The following is a 17,106-nucleotide window of genomic DNA, read 5'->3' on the forward strand; positions in this document are numbered from 1 at the left end:
GTTGAGCCATGAGCGTGCAATGGGATCTGGAGCAGATGCGCCTGTTTGTCAGCGTCGCCGAACAGCGCTCGTTTTCGGCCGTGGCGCGCCAACAGCGCAAGGCGCAGTCGGCGGTGAGCAATGGGATTGCAATGCTGGAGGCGGACCTCGGCGTCAGCCTGTTCGAGCGTAGCAGCGGCCGCCAACCACGGTTGACCGAAGCCGGCAGCGTATTGCTGGAGGAAGCACGCGAAGTGCTGCGCCAATGTGAGCGCCTCAATGGCCGGGCGCTTTCACTGACCCGCGGCGAGGAGGCGTGCCTGCGCCTGGCCCAGGACGAAGCCATGCTGTTTCAGCCGGTCCTCGACAGCCTGGAAGCCCTGGCCGGCGAATACCCGTTGCTGGAAGTGCAGCTGTCCAGCGCCGCCCAAGGCGATGTGGCGCGCAAGTTGGTGGAGCGCAAGGCTGACCTGGGCCTGCTGTTCTATCACGACCAGATCCCCGAAGCCTTGGAGCGACGGGTGGTCGGCAGTGTGGAGATGGTCACGGTGTGCGGTGTAAATCACCCACTGGCCAAGGAGCAATACGTGACGTGCCAACGCCTGGCGCAGTTCCGCCAGTTGCTGATGTCGACCCAGACCAGCGTGTATCCCGGCAGCGAAGCGGCCAGCCCGCTGGTATGGCGCGCCGACAGTTTCTACGTGTTGGCCGAGTGGCTGATGAGCGGCCTGGGTTGGGCCTGGCTGCCCCGGCATATCGTGCAGTACCCGACCTATCAGCAACAGATGGTGGAGCTGGACAGCGAATGGACGCCGCCGGCCCTGGTGGTGGAGTTGGTCTGGCGCCGCGACGAACACCTGGGACCTGCCGCGCGCTTCCTGGCCAAACGATTTGCCGAGTGCTTGCAGGCGATCGACTGAAAAAGCCGATAAACTCCGCCGCCATGAATAGAACTCTCTACAGCTGTCTGTTTTACCTGGCGCTGCCGTTGGTGGCTTTACGTCTGTGGCTGCGCGCGCGCAAGGCGCCGGCCTATGCCAAGCGCGTCGGCGAACGTTTCTCCTATGGCCTGCCGGTGATGCAGCCCGGCGGGATCTGGGTGCATGCTGTGTCGGTAGGCGAGAGCATTGCCGCCGCGCCCATGGTGCGCGGGTTGCTGGCGCGTTATCCGACGCTGCCGATCACTGTTACCTGCATGACGCCCACCGGGTCCGAGCGCATCCAGGCATTGTTCGCCAACGAGCCACGCATCCAGCATTGCTATTTGCCGTATGACTTGCCGTGCGCGGCCAGACGTTTCCTCGACCGTGTGCAGCCGAAACTGGCGGTGATCATGGAAACCGAGCTGTGGCCCAACCATATCCACGCCTGCGCCCAGCGTGGGATTCCGGTGGCATTGGCGAATGCGCGGCTGTCGGCGCGTTCGGCCAAGGGCTATGCACGCTTTGCCAAGCTGACGGCGCCGATGCTGGCGCAAATGAGCCTGTTCGCCGTGCAGACGCACGCCGAAGCTCAGCGTTTCCTTAGCCTTGGCGCTCGCCCGGAAACCGTCGACGTCACCGGCTCGATCAAGTTTGACCTGACCATCGACCCCGAGCTGCCAGCGCGGGCCGCTGCGTTGCGCGCGCAATGGGGCGCCAGCGAGCGCCCGGTGTGGATCGCCGCGAGTACCCATGAAGGTGAAGATGACGTCGTCTTGGCAGCCCATCGCCAATTGCTCGAAAGCTATCCCAACGCGCTGCTGATCCTGGTGCCGCGCCACCAGGAGCGCTTCGGGCCGATGTTCGAGCTGTGCCAGCAGCAAGGTTTTGTCACCGTGCGTCGCTCCAGCGGCGAAGCCGTCACCGCGCAAACCTCGGTTCTGCTCGGCGACACCATGGGCGAATTGCTGTTTCTCTACGCTTTGGCCGACAGCGCTTTTGTCGGCGGCAGCCTGGTGGCGACCGGCGGGCACAATCCCCTGGAGCCGGCGGCATTGGCCAAGCCTGTGATCATGGGGCCGCACGTGTTCAACTTCCTCGAAATCACCACGATGATGCGTGAAGCCGGGGCGTTGCGCGAGGTGGATGACGCCGAAGGCTTGGCCGAAGCCGTGCGCCAGTTATTCGAACTGCCGCAGGATGCGCGCAAGATGGCGCAGGCGGGACTCAAGGTGATGCAGGCCAATCAGGGCGCGTTGAAGCGCTTGCTGGATGGCCTGGGGCGTTTGCTTCAATAGCCGGGGCGGGCTTTCAATTGCTCGGCGGCGGCTTTGGCCAGGTCCGGCGGCAGGAAGTCGCGGTCCGGGTTGTAGTCAGCCTTTAAGTAGCGCGCCAGGTCCTGCAAGTCACCTGGGTTCAAAGTGCCTGCCGCTTGCTTCAAGCGCAGATTGTCGAGAATGTAGTCGTAGCGGCTGTTGTTGTAGTTACGCACCGACGCGTAGAGCTGGCGTTGTGAATCCAGCACATCGACGATATTGCGCGTACCCACCTGATAACCGATTTCCGTGGCTTCCACCGCGCTCTGGTTGGAGATGATCGACTGGCGGCGCGCTTGCACCTGCTCCACATCGGTGTTCACCGCACGGTGCAGGTTGCGGGTGTTTTCCACCACCTGGCGGCGCAGGCCTTCGCGCTGTTGCTCGGTCTGGCCCAGGCGCGAGTAGGACTCACGCACTTGCGAGCTGGTCAGCCCGCCGCTGTAGATCGGGATGCTCAGGCGCAGGCCGATGGTGCGCTGTTCCACATCGCCGCGGTACGGCGTGCCGAACGCATTCGGGTTGCTGAAGCCCAGGGCGTCGTTGTCACCTTTTTCGTATTGCGCCACGGCGTCCAGGGTCGGGGCATGCCCGGCCTTGCGCTGCTTGAGGGTTTCTTCGGCGGCGGTGACGGCGTAGTTGCTGGCCAGCAGGTTGAGGTTCTGGCGGCCGGCGGTTTCTACCCAGGCCTTGGCGTCGTTCGGCAGCGGTGGTAGCACCGGCAGCGTGTGGACAATGCCCTGGATCGAGTTGTATTGGCGGTTGGTCAGCGTGATCAAGGCTTCGAACGCGTCCTCCACCTGGCGTTGGGCCAGGATGCGGTTGGCGCGGGCGGTGTCGTAGCTGGCCTGGGATTGCAGCACGTCGGTCTTGTCCGACAGGCCGACGTCGAAGCGCTCGTTGGACTGGTCCAGTTGGCGCTTGAAGGCATTCTCTTCGGCCTTGGTCGACGCCAGGTTGTCCTGGGCGCGCAGCACGGCGAAGTAATTTTCGGCGCTTTGCAGGATCAGGTTCTGCTCGGTGGCCGACAGTTGCAGCGCCGCCTGCTCGTTGGTGGCCTCGGCCGCCTGCAGTTGGAACCAGCGGTCGGCGCGGAACAGCGGCTGGCTCAAGGTGGCCCGCCAGGAATGCGCATCGCGGTTGGCGGTGGCGGCGGGCGTGTCGATCTGGGTGCGCACGTTATTGATGTCGGCGCCACCGGTCAGGTTCGGCAGCAGCCCGGCGCGGGCCTGGGGCACCACTTCTTTTTGCGCGCCGTATTGGGCGCGGGCGGCGGCCAGGTCGGCGTTGTTGTCCACCGCTTCCTGGTAGACGCTGACCAAGTCAGTTTTAGCGGACAAGGGCGCTTCAGCTGCCCAGACCATTCCGTTGGTCGCACAAGACACGGCGAGAGCCAGTGAAAGTTTGCGCAGCATGAGGCGATCCCTAGATAAATATTATGGATGTAATTTCGAGCCCAAGGCTAAGGCTCGCCTTTTGTGGCGTCAAGCCTTAAGCAGTTCCCGAGTGTAGTGGCGCGGTCACCGCACAACAATCTGCAAAAGAGCCATTCATCACGCTGAATGCACCGCCATTGGCAATTTGCCCACGCCATGGTCTAGACTGGCCGCGTTCTTGTCGGGGTGCCTTGTTGGAAGGCTGAGATCGGTAAATACCGGATCCCGTTGAACCTGATCAGGTTAGCGCCTGCGTAGGGAACAAGATTTCTCGTCACCCGGCGAGTCCTCTTGTGCTTCGTCCGGGTTGTTGTTCGTTTTTTGAACAGCTCTCGTGCGCCAAGCACAGCACTGGTTTCAGTGCGTCCATCCGTCACAGGTTCGCTCCGACAAAAATCCACCGCCTGGATAAGTTGGAGAGCCCGTGATGACGACAAAACTAAAAAATACCGTGCACCTGAGTGAATCGGCCAAGGTCGACTCCGGCTCTGTGCAACCCTTTACCCGCTCGCAAAAAATCTACGTACAAGGCACCCGCCCGGACATTCGCGTGCCGATGCGTGAAATCAGCCTGGACGTGACCCCCACCGACTTCGGCGGTGAAATCAACGCGCCGGTCGTGGTCTATGACACCTCCGGCCCGTACACCGACCCTAACGTCATCATTGACGTGCGCAAAGGCCTTGGCGATGTACGTTCGCCGTGGATCGAAGTGCGTAATGACACCGAGCGCTTGCCTGGCCTCAGCTCGCATTTCGGCCAGCAACGCTTGAGCGATGCCGAACTCACCGCGCTGCGCTTCGCCCACGTGAAGAACCCGCGTCGCGCCAAGGCCGGCGCTAACGTCACGCAGATGCACTACGCGCGCAAAGGCATCATCACCGCCGAGATGGAATACGTCGCCATCCGCGAAAACATGAAGCTGGAAGAAGCCCGCGCCACTGGCCTGCTCGACCAGCAACACGCCGGTCACAGCTTTGGCGCCAGCGTGCCGAAGATCATCACTCCGGAATTTGTGCGCGAAGAAATCGCCCGTGGCCGCGCGATCATCCCGGCCAACATCAACCACACCGAACTGGAACCGATGATCATCGGCCGTAACTTCCTGGTGAAGATCAACGGCAACATCGGCAACAGCGCCCTCGGTTCGTCCATCGAAGAAGAAGTGGCGAAACTGACCTGGGGCATTCGCTGGGGTTCGGACACCGTGATGGATTTGTCCACCGGCAAGCACATCCACGAAACCCGCGAGTGGATCATCCGCAACTCGCCCGTGCCGATCGGCACTGTACCGATCTATCAGGCCCTGGAAAAAGTCGGCGGCGCCGCCGAAGACCTGACCTGGGAGTTGTTCCGCGACACCCTGATCGAACAGGCTGAGCAAGGTGTGGATTACTTCACCATCCACGCCGGCGTGCTGCTGCGCTATGTGCCGCTGACCGCCAAGCGCGTCACCGGCATCGTGTCCCGTGGCGGTTCGATCATGGCCAAGTGGTGCCTGGCGCACCACAAAGAGAACTTTACCTACACGCATTTCGACGAAATCTGCGAAATCATGAAGGCCTACGACGTCAGCTTCTCTCTCGGCGACGGCCTGCGCCCAGGCTCGATTGCCGACGCCAACGACGCCGCGCAATTCGGCGAGCTGGAAACTCTCGGCGAGCTGACCAAGACCGCCTGGAAGCACGACGTGCAAACCATGATCGAAGGCCCTGGCCACGTGCCGATGCAGTTGATCAAGGAGAACATGGACAAGCAGCTCGAATGCTGCGACGAAGCGCCGTTCTACACCCTCGGCCCGCTGACCACCGACATTGCGCCGGGCTACGACCACATCACCTCCGGCATCGGTGCGGCGATGATCGGCTGGTTCGGTTGCGCCATGCTCTGCTACGTCACGCCTAAGGAGCACTTGGGCCTGCCGAACAAGGATGACGTGAAGACCGGGATCATCACCTACAAGATCGCCGCCCACGCGGCTGACCTTGCCAAAGGCCATCCGGGCGCGCAGATCCGCGATAACGCCTTGAGCAAGGCGCGCTTCGAGTTCCGCTGGGAAGACCAGTTCAACCTGGGCTTGGATCCGGATACCGCGCGTTCGTACCACGATGAAACCCTGCCGAAGGACTCGGCCAAGGTCGCGCATTTCTGCTCCATGTGCGGGCCGAAGTTCTGCTCGATGAAGATCACCCAGGAAGTGCGTGAATACGCGGCCAACCAGCGCATTGAAACGGTGGATGTGGATGTGGCCAAAGGCTTGGCCGAGCAGGCGGAGCGGTTCAAGCAGGAAGGTAGTCAGCTTTACAAGAAGGTTTAAGCGGCAAGCTGCAAGCTGCAAGTTAGAGCAGAAGCAGTTCTGCTTTTACTTGGAGCTTGCAGCTTGAAACTTGCGGCCCTATTCGCTCACAAGGACAACTGCCTTGAACACCTACTCTCCCGACAACGCTGTCCCCACCGCCAGGCGCGTCTTCGGCGCCCGCGACCTGTTCTCCCTTTGGTTCTCCCTCGGCATCGGCCTGATGGTCCTGCAAACCGGCGCCTTGCTTGCGCCGGGCCTGGGCCTGTCCGGTTCGTTGCTGGCGATTTTCCTCGGCACCCTGGTGGGTGTCCTGTTGCTGGCCGCCGTCGGCGTGATCGGCAGCGACACCGGCCTGTCCGCCATGGCGGCCCTCAAGCTCAGCCTTGGCGCCAAAGGCGCCAGCCTGCCGGCGCTGCTCAACCTGCTGCAGTTGATCGGCTGGGGTTCGTTTGAAATCATCGTGATGCGCGATGCAGCCAGCCTGTTGGGCACGCGGGCGTTCAGTGACGGCAGCCTGCTGGCCAGCCCATTGCTGTGGACCCTGTTCTTCGGCGGCTTGGCAACGCTGCTGGCGGTCAGTGGCCCGCTGACCTTTGTGCGCCAGATTTTGCGCAAATGGGGCATCTGGCTGCTGCTCGCCGCCTGCCTGTGGCTGACGTGGAATTTGTTCGCCAAAGCCGACCTCGCCGCACTCTGGGCCAGGGCGGGTGACGGTTCGATGCCATTTGCGGTGGGTTTTGATATCGCCATCGCCATGCCGCTGTCGTGGCTGCCGCTGATCGCGGATTACTCACGCTTCGGCAAGCGTGCCAAAAGTGTGTTCGGCGGTACCGCGCTGGGGTTCTTTATCGGTAATTTCTGGCTGATGAGCCTGGGTGTGGCCTACACCCTGGCGTTTGCGCCGAGCGGCGAAGTGAACGCGCTGTTGCTGGCGTTGGCCGGGGCTGGCCTGGGGATCCCGCTGCTATTGATCCTGTTGGACGAATCGGAAAACGCCTTCGCCGATATTCACTCGGCGGCGGTTTCCAGCGGGATATTGCTGCGCCTGAAGGTCGAGCACCTGGCGCTGGCGATTGGCGTGATCTGCACGCTCATCGCCTGCTTTGCGCCATTGGCTCAGTACCAGAACTTCCTGCTGCTGATCGGCTCGGTATTCGCGCCGCTGTTTGGCGTGGTGCTGGTGGATCACTTCATCCTGCGCCGTCGTAGCGGGGGAGCCTTAGCCAGCCTGCGCTGGCCGGCGTTAATCGCCTGGCTGGGTGGCATTGCGGTTTACCACCTGCTGGCCAATCTGTATCCGGACATCGGCGCGACCCTGCCGGCGCTGGTGCTGGCAGGGCTGTTGCAGCTGATCCTGGGCCGGGCCTTCAGCGGCGCGCAGGCACCAGTTCAGGCTTGAGGATGCCTTCCAGGCGCGAGTACGGAATCTGCAACTCGACGTGGCCCAAGGCATACGGCGCGATGGTGGTGGTGGGGTACTTGAGGATCACGCCACCGTAGGTGAGCGCCACGTTCGGGGTTTTCTGGAAGGGGTACTGTTTCACGTACTCCGGCTCCAGGCTCAGGCGGGTGCTGATCAGCCAGCTGTTATGGGCCACTTGGGCGGCTTTCCAGAAGGCGTCTTCCTTGCCGGGCAGCAACATGTCGGTGAGGGTCAGGGCCTTTTGCTGCTGGCGCGAATAGTTGATGAACGCACGGCCTGGCTCGCCGTGGGTGGCGCCCTGGTCCAGGTAGCTGGAGAGTTCGATGATCACCAAGCCGTCATGCTGCTCACGTACCTTGGCCTGCAAGTACATGCTGTTGCGTGGAGCGGCCGTGCGCAGGAACTGCTCGCTGTAGGTCGCGAGGCTGGTTGGCAGCGGGTCGGCCTGGGTCATTTCCAGCAGGCGCTGTTCGATCAAGGCGTCCAGCTTGGGCTCCTTGGCAAAGTGCACCGTGTCGATGTTCACCAGCGGGCAATCGGCGCTGGCGCAGCCTGGCTTGCTTTGCTCGGTGGCGTCGCGGGTGGCGTCCAGCGGGGCTTTATAGCTGGGCTGGAACAGGCTTTGGCAGGCACCGAGGGTCAATGCGATACAGGCCACGGAGGCGATTTTTAAAAGCGACATGTAGGGTCTTCGTCCGTCGATAAGAGCGAAATTGTGCAGCTTCGACTACCGGCAAGGCAGTCAGTTCGCCACTAAGCTGATTAGAGTGAGTTTGACGCCCGCCGTCTATCCCGGCAACTGGAAAGGGGCTGCATCCAGAGGCATGAGCGCGTTAGGATGGCGCCAATTGCGCAGGTTCAACGGGGATGGATATGACGGATTTTGCAAAGTCGGCGCCGGACAAGATCGAAATTGTTCAGCACGACAATCTCTACAAAGGCTTCTACAAGCTGGATCAGATACAACTGCGCCATGAAAAATTCGACGGCAGCATGAGCCGTGTGATCAACCGCGAAGTGTTTGTTCGTCATGATGCCGTGTGTGTATTGCCCTACGACCCGCAGCGCGATGAAGTGGTGTTGAACGAGCAGTTTCGCGTCGGAGCCATGGGCCGTACCGACAACCCCTGGATGATCGAGATGGTCGCCGGCCTGATCGACAAGGACGAGCAACCCGAGGAGGTTGCACACCGCGAAGCCGAGGAGGAAGCTGGGCTGACATTCTCCGCGTTGTGGCCGATCACCAAGTATTTCCCGTCGCCCGGCGGCAGTACCGAATATGTGCACTTGTACCTGGGTCGCTGCGACAGCGCCGGTGTGGGGGGCGTCCATGGATTGGAAGAAGAAGCTGAAGATATCCGCGTCACCGTCTGGGCCTTCGAAGATGCCCTGCAAGCGGTGCGCGACGGCAAAATTTCCAACGCAGCCAGCATTATCGCCCTGCAATGGCTTGCGCTTAATCGCGCGGAAGTGAGGGGGTTATGGCAGTAAAGGCACGGGAACGTTATCGAGTCGACCTGATCGGGCTGCAAGCGGCTTGCGAGGCCAACTACGCGCGGCTGATGCGCTTGCTCCCCGACATGCGCCATGCCCCGGAGGCCCGCCGTATCGGCGTGACCCACGGCGACCAGATGCTCGGCGTGCTGGCGCTGGAAGTCATCGTCAATTGCCCGTACACCACCACCTTGCGCGTACGTCAGGAACACAGCCTGCCCTGGCTGCCAGTGCCGCAGTTGGAAGTGCAGGTGTACCACGACGCGCGGATGGCCGAAGTCATCAGCGCCGAACATGCACGACGCTTTCGCAGCATCTATCCTTACCCCAACGTGTTCATGCACCAGCCCGATGAGAAAGCACAGCTCAATGTGTTCCTCGGTGAATGGTTGAGCCATTGCCTGGCCTTGGGCCATGAGTTCGAAGTTGTGCGTTAGATGTGAACTGCATCTGCTTCCCAAGGTTTCCTCTTGTGTCCTGCCCCAGCATAATCACGCCACACGTCCATTCCTGTGATTGCCTTGGGAGAGCGCCTTGCCGAGCGTATCCACTGTGAGTCCCGATGCGCCCGCATTGCTGGTGCAACTGTCCGACAGCCATTTGTTTGCCGAGGCCGACGGTACGCTGCTGGGCATGAACACCCGCGAAAGCCTGCAAGGCGTCATTGAACTGGTGCGCGCGCAGCAGCCGCGCATCGATTTGGTGTTGGCTACGGGGGACCTGTCCCAGGACGGCACGCTGGAGTCGTACCAGCAATTTCGCGACATGACCCGGCAGATCGACGCCCCGGCGCGCTGGATTCCCGGCAATCATGACGAACCGCACATCATGGCTCACGCCGCCGTGCACAGCGATCTGCTGGAGCCGGTGCTCGATATCGGCAACTGGCGCGTGACCCTGCTGGATTCCGCCGTACCCGGTTCAGTGCCGGGCTACCTGCAAGACCAACAGCTGCAGCTGCTCGCCCAGGCCCTGAGCGAAGCGCCTAACCGTCATCATCTGGTGTGTTTTCACCATCATCCGGTGCCCATCGGTTGCGCCTGGATGGACCCCATTGGCTTGCGCAATCCTGAGGCATTGTTTGCCGTGCTTGACCGGTTTCCGCAGGTACGGGCGGTACTGTGGGGGCATGTGCACCAGGAAATCGACCGCGAGCGCAACGGCGTGCGCCTGCTGGCATCGCCGTCCACCTGCATCCAGTTCGCACCGGGCAGCGAGGATTTCAAGGTCAGCGAGCAAGCGCCGGGCTACCGCTGGCTGCGTCTGCATGCCGACGGACGGTTGGAGACGGGGGTAGAGCGCTTGGTCGGCTTCGCGTTTACGGTGGATTACGGTAGCAACGGCTACTGAGATTTACCTGTAAACTGCGCCTTTTTGGCGCAAGCACGGAGAGCCCGGCATGTCCGCTTCGATCCTGTATATCCACGGTTTCAACAGCGCGCCTGCGTCCAACAAGGCCACTCAATTGATCACCGTAATGGGTGCCATTGGCCTGGCCGACCAATTGCGCGTACCGGCCCTGCATCACCATCCCCGTCAGGCCATTCCTCAGTTGGAAGCCGCGATCGCTGAACTGGGGCGGCCACTGCTGGTCGGCAGCTCACTCGGCGGCTACTATGCAACCCATCTTGCCGAGCGCCATGGCCTCAAGGCGCTGCTGGTAAACCCGGCGGTCAGCCCTCACCGGATGTTCGACGGTTACCTGGGCACCCAGAAGAACCTCTACACCGATGAAACCTGGGAACTGACCCACGACCACGTCACGGCGCTGGCCGAGCTGGAAGTACCGGCTCCCCAGGACGCGGCGCGGTATCAGGTGTGGTTGCAGACCGGGGATGAAACCCTGGATTATCGCCTCGCCCAGCAGTATTACCGGGCCTGTGCCTTGCGCATCCAGGCCGGCGGCGACCATGGTTACCAGGGGTTCGCCCAGCAATTGCCGGCCATGTTGAGCTTTGCCGGTATTGGCGCAGATCAGTATCAATCCTTCGATTTTTCTTCATTGTAAGAATCGCAGGTCACTTTTTAATCGAACGACTCACGACGAGACCCCATGGCCACTCCCAGCGCTAGCTCTTATAACGCCGACGCCATCGAAGTCCTCTCGGGCCTCGACCCGGTGCGCAAACGCCCCGGCATGTACACCGACACCAGTCGGCCGAACCACCTTGCCCAGGAAGTCATCGACAACAGCGTCGACGAAGCCCTGGCCGGCCACGCCAAGTCGGTGCATGTCATTCTCCACGCTGACCACTCCCTGGAAGTGTCCGACGATGGTCGCGGCATGCCGGTGGACATCCACCCTGAAGAGGGTGTGCCCGGCGTTGAGCTGATCCTCACCAAGCTGCATGCTGGCGGTAAGTTCTCTAACAAGAACTACCAGTTCTCCGGTGGCTTGCACGGTGTGGGTATTTCCGTGGTCAACGCCCTGTCTACGCTGGTTCGCGTCAGGGTCAAGCGCGACGGCAACGAGTACGAGATGACGTTCGCCGATGGCTACAAAGCCACCGACTTGGCAGTGATCGGCACCGTTGGCAAGCGCAATACCGGCACCAGCGTGTACTTTGCACCGGACCCGAAATATTTCGATTCGCCAAAATTCTCCATCAGCCGCCTCAAGCACGTGCTCAAGGCCAAGGCCGTGCTGTGCCCAGGCCTGCTGGTGACCTTTGAAGACAAAGGCACCGGTGAGAAGGTCGAGTGGCACTACGAAGATGGCCTGCGCTCGTATCTGGAGGATTCCGTCAGCGACTTCGAGCGCCTGCCCAACGAGCCGTTCTGCGGCAGCCTGGCCGGTAATAAAGAAGCCGTGGACTGGGCGTTGTTGTGGCTGCCGGAAGGTGGCGACAGCGTGCAGGAAAGCTATGTCAACCTGATCCCGACCGCCCAGGGCGGCACCCACGTCAACGGTTTGCGCCAGGGCTTGCTGGATGCCATGCGCGAATTCTGCGAATACCGCAGCCTGTTGCCGCGCGGCGTGAAGCTGGCGCCGGAAGACGTGTGGGAGCGCATCGCGTTCGTGCTGTCGATGAAAATGCAGGAGCCGCAATTCTCCGGCCAGACCAAAGAACGCCTGTCGTCCCGCGAGGCAGCGGCGTTTGTCTCCGGCGTGGTCAAGGACGCGTTCAGCCTGTGGCTCAACGAACACCCTGAACTGGGCCTGGCCCTGGCGGAACTGGCGATCAACAACGCCGGCCGTCGCCTGAAGGCCAGCAAGAAGGTCGAGCGCAAGCGCATCACCCAGGGCCCGGCATTGCCCGGCAAGCTGGCCGATTGCGCCGGGCAAGACCCGATGCGCTCCGAGCTGTTCCTGGTGGAAGGTGACTCCGCCGGTGGTTCCGCCAAGCAAGCACGAGACAAGGAATTCCAGGCGATCCTGCCGTTGCGCGGCAAAATCCTCAACACCTGGGAAGTCGATGGCAGCGAAGTCCTGGCCAGCCAGGAAGTGCACAACATCGCCGTGGCCATTGGGGTAGATCCAGGCGCGGCGGACATGAGCCAACTGCGCTACGGCAAGATCTGCATCCTCGCCGACGCCGACTCCGACGGCCTGCACATCGCCACGCTGCTGTGCGCGCTGTTCGTGCAGCACTTCCGCCCGCTGGTGGATGCCGGCCACGTCTACGTCGCCATGCCGCCGTTGTACCGGATCGACCTGGGCAAGGAGATTTACTACGCCCTGGACGAGGCTGAGCGCGACGGCATTCTCGACCGCCTGGTGGCCGAGAAGAAGCGCGGCAAGCCACAGGTCACACGATTCAAGGGCCTGGGTGAAATGAACCCGCCGCAGCTGCGCGAAACCACCATGGACCCGAACACTCGGCGTCTGGTGCAGTTGACCCTGGGCGACGACTTCGCCGCCACCTCGGAAATGATGGACATGCTGCTGGCGAAGAAACGCGCGCCGGACCGCAAATCCTGGCTGGAATCCAAAGGCAACCTGGCCGAGGTTCTGGGCTGATGCGCACAGGTTTCGCCCTGGCGATCCTGATGTTGAGCGGGCTGGCGGCTACCCCAGTGGTTGCCGCACCCGTGTCTGAGCTGAAGCTGCTGTCCGAGCACCCGGTGGATGGCATGCGCGGCGGTAACCTGTCGGGCCTGGCCTTGTGTGGCACGGAGTTGTGGACGGTTTCCGACCGCGATGATGACCAGATCTACCGCCTGGATATCAGCGCGCCGACCTGGCAGGCCGAGGCGGTAAAGATCGACGTGCCACCGGTGCCCGAGTCCGGGTTGCCCTGGGGTTTGCGTTCGCGCACCAAGGCCGCATCGTTCATTCGCGGTGGTGACTTGGACTTTGAAGGCATCACCTGCGATGCCGCCGGCAACCGCTACATCGTCAGCGAAGCCCATGCGGCGGTGCTGCAGGTGCCGGTGACGGGTGCGCCTGAGTGGTTGAAGATTGCGCCGGGTATGGTGCGTGAAGCGCGCGCCAGCGGCATGCTGCTGCACTTCAATGCATTGTTTGAAGGCCTGGCGATCAACCCCGAAGGCAACCAGATTTGGCTGGCCGCTGAGCGCGAAAGACGTGGACTGATCTCGATCAAGCGTCCGCAAAGCCTGTGGGACTGTGACGGCCCCTGCGTCTTGTTGAGCGAGGCCGGCCAGGAAGTGCAACCGGCCCAGTTCCCGAACGCCAAGGCGGTGTCCAAGGATTTCGCCGACCTGGCGCTGTTCAACGGCAAGCTGTTTACCCTGGAGCGCAATGCGTTCCAGATTTGCCGGCGGGATGCGGTCACGGCCAAGGTCGAGCTGTGCTGGTCGTTTGCCGACGAGACCCTAACGCCCGAGCGGCGTTATCCCCAGCCCTATGGCCTGGCCGAAGCCCTGGTGGTGGATGCCGACGGTGCCTGGCTGGGCATCGACAACAACTTCGGCCCGCGTGCCGATGGTGAAACGCGCCCCGTGGTCTATCGTTTCGCCGCCCCTGCCGGTGGCTGGAGCGCTCGCCCATGAGCCCCTGTTTTTTTGAATTGACCCGGTGCAGCGGCAGTTCCGCAGCACCTTACCCGACCATGATGAGGCCCGCATGAGTGACATCCTCGCAGACAGCTTAGATGGCGTAGAACGCCGGTCGCTGGCTGACTTCACCGAAAATGCCTACCTCAACTACTCCATGTACGTGATCATGGACCGTGCCTTGCCGCATATCGGCGACGGCCTGAAGCCTGTACAACGGCGCATTATCTACGCCATGAGTGAGTTGGGCCTGGACGCCGATTCCAAGCACAAGAAGTCGGCGCGTACCGTCGGTGACGTGCTCGGTAAGTTCCACCCCCACGGCGATTCCGCCTGCTACGAAGCCATGGTGTTGATGGCCCAACCGTTCAGCTATCGCTACACGCTGGTAGACGGCCAGGGCAACTGGGGTGCGCCGGATGATCCCAAGTCGTTCGCTGCGATGCGCTACACCGAGGCACGCCTGTCGCGTTACTCGGAAGTCCTGCTGAGCGAGTTGGGCCAGGGCACCGCTGACTGGGGGCCTAACTTCGACGGCACTCTCGATGAACCGCTGGTGTTGCCGGCACGTTTGCCGAATATCCTGCTCAATGGCACCACCGGCATCGCCGTCGGCATGGCCACCGATGTGCCGCCGCATAACCTGCGCGAAGTCGCCACCGCGTGCGTGCGCTTGCTGGATGAGCCCAAAGCCACGGTGGAACAGCTCTGCGAACACATCCAGGGCCCGGACTACCCGACCGAAGCGGAAATCATCACGCCGCGCGCCGACCTGCTGAAGATGTACGAAACCGGCAAGGGCTCGGTGCGCATGCGCGCCGTGTACCACATCGAAGATGGCGACATTATCGTCACCGCGCTGCCGCATCAGGTGTCCGGTGCCAAGGTGCTGGAGCAGATCGCCGCGTTGATGCAGGCCAAGCCGTCGAAATTGCCGCAGGTTGCCGACCTGCGTGACGAATCCGACCACGAAAACCCCTGCCGCATCGTGATCATCCCGACCAACAGCCGGGTCGACCACGAAGTGCTGATGCAACATCTGTTTGCCAGCACGGACTTGGAGTCCAGCTACCGGGTCAACGTCAACATCATCGGCCTGGACGGCAAGCCGCAGCTGAAAAACCTGCGCAACTTGCTGGTGGAATGGCTGGAGTTCCGGGTGCAGACCGTGCGTCGCCGCCTGCAATTCCGCCTGGATAAGGTCGAGCGTCGCCTGCACCTGTTGGACGGCTTGCTGATCGCCTATCTCAACCTGGATGAAGTGATCCACATCATTCGTACCGCCGAACACCCGAAAGCCGAGCTGATCGCGCGTTTCGAGCTGAGCGAGATCCAGGCTGACTACATCCTCGACACCCGCTTGCGTCAGTTGGCGCGGCTGGAAGAAATGAAGCTGCGCGACGAACAAGATGCGCTGCTCAAGGAACAAGCCAAGCTGCAAGCGCTGCTGGGCAGCGAAGCCAAGCTGAAGAAGCTGGTGCGCAGCGAGCTGATCAAAGACGCGGAAACCTACGGCGATGACCGTCGTTCGCCAATCGTCCAGCGCGCCGAAGCCAAAGCGCTGACAGAAACCGAACTGCTGCCAAACGAGAAAATTACCGTCGTTCTGTCGGAAAAGGGTTGGGTTCGTTCCGCCAAGGGGCATGATATTGACGCCACTGGTTTGTCGTACAAGGCTGGCGACGGCTTCAAGACCGCCGCCGCCGGGCGTTCCAACCAGTTTGCGGTGTTTATCGACTCCACGGGGCGCAGTTATTCGGTGCCGGCCCACACCTTGCCATCCGCAAGGGGGCAGGGCGAGCCATTGACCGGGCGCCTTACACCGCCGCCCGGGGCGAATTTCGAGTGCGTGCTGCTGCCGGACGACGATGCGCTGTACGTGATCGCCTCCGACGCGGGCTACGGGTTTGTGGTGAAAGGTGAAGACCTGCAGGCGAAGAACAAGGCGGGCAAGGCTTTGCTGAGCCTGCCGAACAACGCCAAGGTGATCCTGCCTCGTCCGGTGGACGACCGCGAGAGCAACTGGCTGGCGTCGGTGACCACTGAGGGGCGTTTGCTGGTGTTCAAGATCAGCGACCTGCCGCAGTTGGGCAAAGGCAAGGGCAACAAGATCATTGGTATTCCCGGCGAGCGGGTGGCCAGTCGCGAAGAGTACGTGACCGACATCGCAGTGATCCCGGAAGGCGCGACGTTGGTGCTTCAGGCCGGTAAACGTACCCTGTCGTTGCGTCCTGACGACCTTGAGCACTACAAGGGAGAACGTGGCCGGCGTGGTAACAAATTGCCACGTGGCTTCCAGCGAGTGGATGCTTTGTTGGTGGAAACACCGGTTTAAGGCGGATTAGAGCCCTCGATCTACGATTTAACCCGTAGATCGACGCTTTGGCGCTGGAGTCATGGCGCATATTCACGGATGATATGGCCTTTCCAGCGCCGGCGTGGCCGAGCGTGTTTAGGTTATTTTTAGTATTACATTGTGGTTCGCCTTGTGGCAGCCACCTGGATGGGATGATGACTGCTCCACGCCTTCCTTTATTTTTTGTGCTCGCTGGCCTTTTGGGGTTGGCGGGTTGCAGCACACACCAGCCGGTGTCGCTGTACCAGCTGGACAGCGGAAGTCCGGCTCAACCTGCACAGACCGCCGGCATGGCTGTCTTGCTGGGCCCGGTGGTCGTTGCCGACTACCTGCAACGCGAAACACTGCTGCAACGTCAGAACGACGGCAGCCTGCAAGGTTCAACCGATGGCCGTTGGGCGGGTAGTTTGTCCTCCGACATCAACCAATTGATGTTGCGCCAGGTGGCGGGTCAACTGGACAGCCAGCGTGTGGTGCTGGCGCCCGCGCCGACTGGTTTTACCCCGGATGTGCAAGTGTTGTTGACCATCACCCGTCTTGACTCCGGTACGTCGCAACCAGCGATCCTCGATGCGCAATGGCGCTTGATCGATCGTCGTGGCCAGGTACGCGACAACCGCATCGTGCACCTGCAGGAACAACACACTGGCACCACCGCGTCCCAGGTCCAGGCCCAGGGCGTGTTGCTGCAACATCTGGCACAGCAGCTGTCGGTGGCCCTCAAGCCATTGGCCAACCAGCCGCCGATTGCCGAAGCGCCGCGCAAGCAAAGCGCCCCGGTACAGGCTAAGCCGGCAGAACCGCAGAAGCCGAAGATGCCGATGGCAACGCCGATTCGTACGGATATGGAAGTGTTCAGGTTCTGATCTGAATCGCAGTGTCTAGTCCTGAAATAGGTTTACACCTGTTTCAGTCTCAAAACGC

14 protein-coding genes and 1 riboswitch are annotated in these 17,106 nt (G+C 61.8%); of the genes, 12 read left to right on the forward strand and 2 right to left on the reverse strand.

The genetic code is table 11. The features are described 5' to 3' along the window. Positions 1-8 precede the first annotated feature (8 nt). Both H096_RS09545 and waaA read left to right on the forward strand, forming a co-directional pair. Positions 9-899: a LysR family transcriptional regulator gene (locus H096_RS09545; protein ID WP_033897848.1), complete on the forward strand. Its 891-nt coding sequence runs from the start codon at positions 9-11 to the stop codon at positions 897-899. Positions 900-922: 23 nt separating this feature from the next. After that, entirely contained in the window at positions 923-2,197 is a 1,275-nt protein-coding gene (waaA, locus tag H096_RS09550) for a lipid IV(A) 3-deoxy-D-manno-octulosonic acid transferase (protein ID WP_033897849.1), read from the forward strand. Here waaA and H096_RS09555 read toward each other — a convergent pair. After that, positions 2,191-3,630, reverse strand: a complete 1,440-nt coding sequence (locus H096_RS09555) for a TolC family outer membrane protein (protein WP_028615490.1) — start codon at positions 3,628-3,630, stop codon at positions 2,191-2,193. The genes waaA and H096_RS09555 overlap by 7 nt on opposite strands. Before the next feature lie 193 nt (positions 3,631-3,823). Then, a riboswitch (TPP riboswitch) is annotated at positions 3,824-3,929 on the forward strand. Between the two features lie 149 nt (positions 3,930-4,078). On the opposite strand from H096_RS09555, the gene thiC reads away from it, so the two are divergent. Together thiC and cytX are read left to right on the forward strand one after the other, a co-directional pair. Then, the gene (gene thiC, locus H096_RS09560) at positions 4,079-5,968 is read left to right on the forward strand and encodes a phosphomethylpyrimidine synthase ThiC (RefSeq protein WP_033897850.1); all 1,890 of its coding nucleotides are present in this window, start codon (positions 4,079-4,081) and stop codon (positions 5,966-5,968) included. Between the two features lie 103 nt (positions 5,969-6,071). Next, entirely contained in the window at positions 6,072-7,349 is a 1,278-nt protein-coding gene (gene cytX, locus H096_RS09565; protein ID WP_033897851.1) for a putative hydroxymethylpyrimidine transporter CytX, read from the forward strand. Here cytX and H096_RS09570 read toward each other — a convergent pair. Beyond that, positions 7,318-8,055, reverse strand: coding sequence for an RsiV family protein (locus H096_RS09570; protein WP_033897852.1), 738 nt, complete (start codon positions 8,053-8,055; stop codon positions 7,318-7,320). The genes cytX and H096_RS09570 overlap by 32 nt on opposite strands. Positions 8,056-8,246: 191 nt before the next feature. On the opposite strand from H096_RS09570, the gene H096_RS09575 reads away from it, so the two are divergent. The 8 genes from H096_RS09575 to H096_RS09610 all read left to right on the forward strand — a co-directional run bounded on the left by H096_RS09575 (position 8,247) and on the right by H096_RS09610 (position 17,048). Beyond that, positions 8,247-8,864: an NUDIX domain-containing protein gene (locus H096_RS09575; RefSeq protein WP_033897867.1), complete on the forward strand. Its 618-nt coding sequence runs from the start codon at positions 8,247-8,249 to the stop codon at positions 8,862-8,864. Then, entirely contained in the window at positions 8,855-9,304 is a 450-nt protein-coding gene (locus tag H096_RS09580) for a DUF1249 domain-containing protein (protein ID WP_003171323.1), read from the forward strand. The genes H096_RS09575 and H096_RS09580 overlap by 10 nt, the downstream gene beginning before the upstream one ends. A gap of 97 nt (positions 9,305-9,401) precedes the next feature. Next, positions 9,402-10,217 carry a 3',5'-cyclic-AMP phosphodiesterase gene (gene cpdA, locus H096_RS09585; RefSeq protein ID WP_033897854.1) on the forward strand — a complete coding sequence of 272 codons (816 nt, stop codon included), beginning with the start codon at positions 9,402-9,404 and terminating at the stop codon, positions 10,215-10,217. A 49-nt stretch (positions 10,218-10,266) separates the two neighbouring features. Then, positions 10,267-10,875 carry a YqiA/YcfP family alpha/beta fold hydrolase gene (locus H096_RS09590; protein WP_033897856.1) on the forward strand — a complete coding sequence of 203 codons (609 nt, stop codon included), beginning with the start codon at positions 10,267-10,269 and terminating at the stop codon, positions 10,873-10,875. 45 nt (positions 10,876-10,920) lie between these two features. Next, positions 10,921-12,828 carry a DNA topoisomerase IV subunit B gene (gene parE / locus H096_RS09595; RefSeq protein ID WP_033897857.1) on the forward strand — a complete coding sequence of 636 codons (1,908 nt, stop codon included), beginning with the start codon at positions 10,921-10,923 and terminating at the stop codon, positions 12,826-12,828. After that, a complete protein-coding gene (locus H096_RS09600) occupies positions 12,828-13,823 on the forward strand; it encodes an esterase-like activity of phytase family protein (protein WP_033897858.1) in 996 nt (331 codons plus the stop codon). The genes parE and H096_RS09600 overlap by 1 nt, the downstream gene beginning before the upstream one ends. A 73-nt stretch (positions 13,824-13,896) precedes the next feature. Beyond that, entirely contained in the window at positions 13,897-16,161 is a 2,265-nt protein-coding gene (parC, locus tag H096_RS09605) for a DNA topoisomerase IV subunit A (RefSeq protein WP_025999681.1), read from the forward strand. 176 nt (positions 16,162-16,337) lie between these two features. After that, entirely contained in the window at positions 16,338-17,048 is a 711-nt protein-coding gene (locus tag H096_RS09610) for an ABC-type transport auxiliary lipoprotein family protein (RefSeq protein ID WP_033897860.1), read from the forward strand. The last annotated feature ends 58 nt before the right edge of the window (positions 17,049-17,106 follow it).

This window comes from Pseudomonas sp. FH1 (assembly GCF_000510895.2).
GTDB lineage: Bacteria > Pseudomonadota > Gammaproteobacteria > Pseudomonadales > Pseudomonadaceae > Aquipseudomonas > Aquipseudomonas azotoformans_A.

Coding starts and splice junctions, on each gene's coding strand:
- H096_RS09545 (WP_033897848.1), top strand. CDS start 9: ATGAGCGTGCAATGGGATCTGGAGCAGATGCGCCTGTTTGTCAGCGTC.
- waaA (WP_033897849.1), top strand. CDS start 923: ATGAATAGAACTCTCTACAGCTGTCTGTTTTACCTGGCGCTGCCGTTG.
- H096_RS09555 (WP_028615490.1), bottom strand. CDS start 3,630: ATGCTGCGCAAACTTTCACTGGCTCTCGCCGTGTCTTGTGCGACCAAC.
- thiC (WP_033897850.1), top strand. CDS start 4,079: ATGACGACAAAACTAAAAAATACCGTGCACCTGAGTGAATCGGCCAAG.
- H096_RS09570 (WP_033897852.1), bottom strand. CDS start 8,055: ATGTCGCTTTTAAAAATCGCCTCCGTGGCCTGTATCGCATTGACCCTC.
- H096_RS09575 (WP_033897867.1), top strand. CDS start 8,247: ATGACGGATTTTGCAAAGTCGGCGCCGGACAAGATCGAAATTGTTCAG.
- H096_RS09580 (WP_003171323.1), top strand. CDS start 8,855: ATGGCAGTAAAGGCACGGGAACGTTATCGAGTCGACCTGATCGGGCTG.
- H096_RS09590 (WP_033897856.1), top strand. CDS start 10,267: ATGTCCGCTTCGATCCTGTATATCCACGGTTTCAACAGCGCGCCTGCG.
- parE (WP_033897857.1), top strand. CDS start 10,921: ATGGCCACTCCCAGCGCTAGCTCTTATAACGCCGACGCCATCGAAGTC.
- H096_RS09600 (WP_033897858.1), top strand. CDS start 12,828: ATGCGCACAGGTTTCGCCCTGGCGATCCTGATGTTGAGCGGGCTGGCG.
- parC (WP_025999681.1), top strand. CDS start 13,897: ATGAGTGACATCCTCGCAGACAGCTTAGATGGCGTAGAACGCCGGTCG.
- H096_RS09610 (WP_033897860.1), top strand. CDS start 16,338: ATGACTGCTCCACGCCTTCCTTTATTTTTTGTGCTCGCTGGCCTTTTG.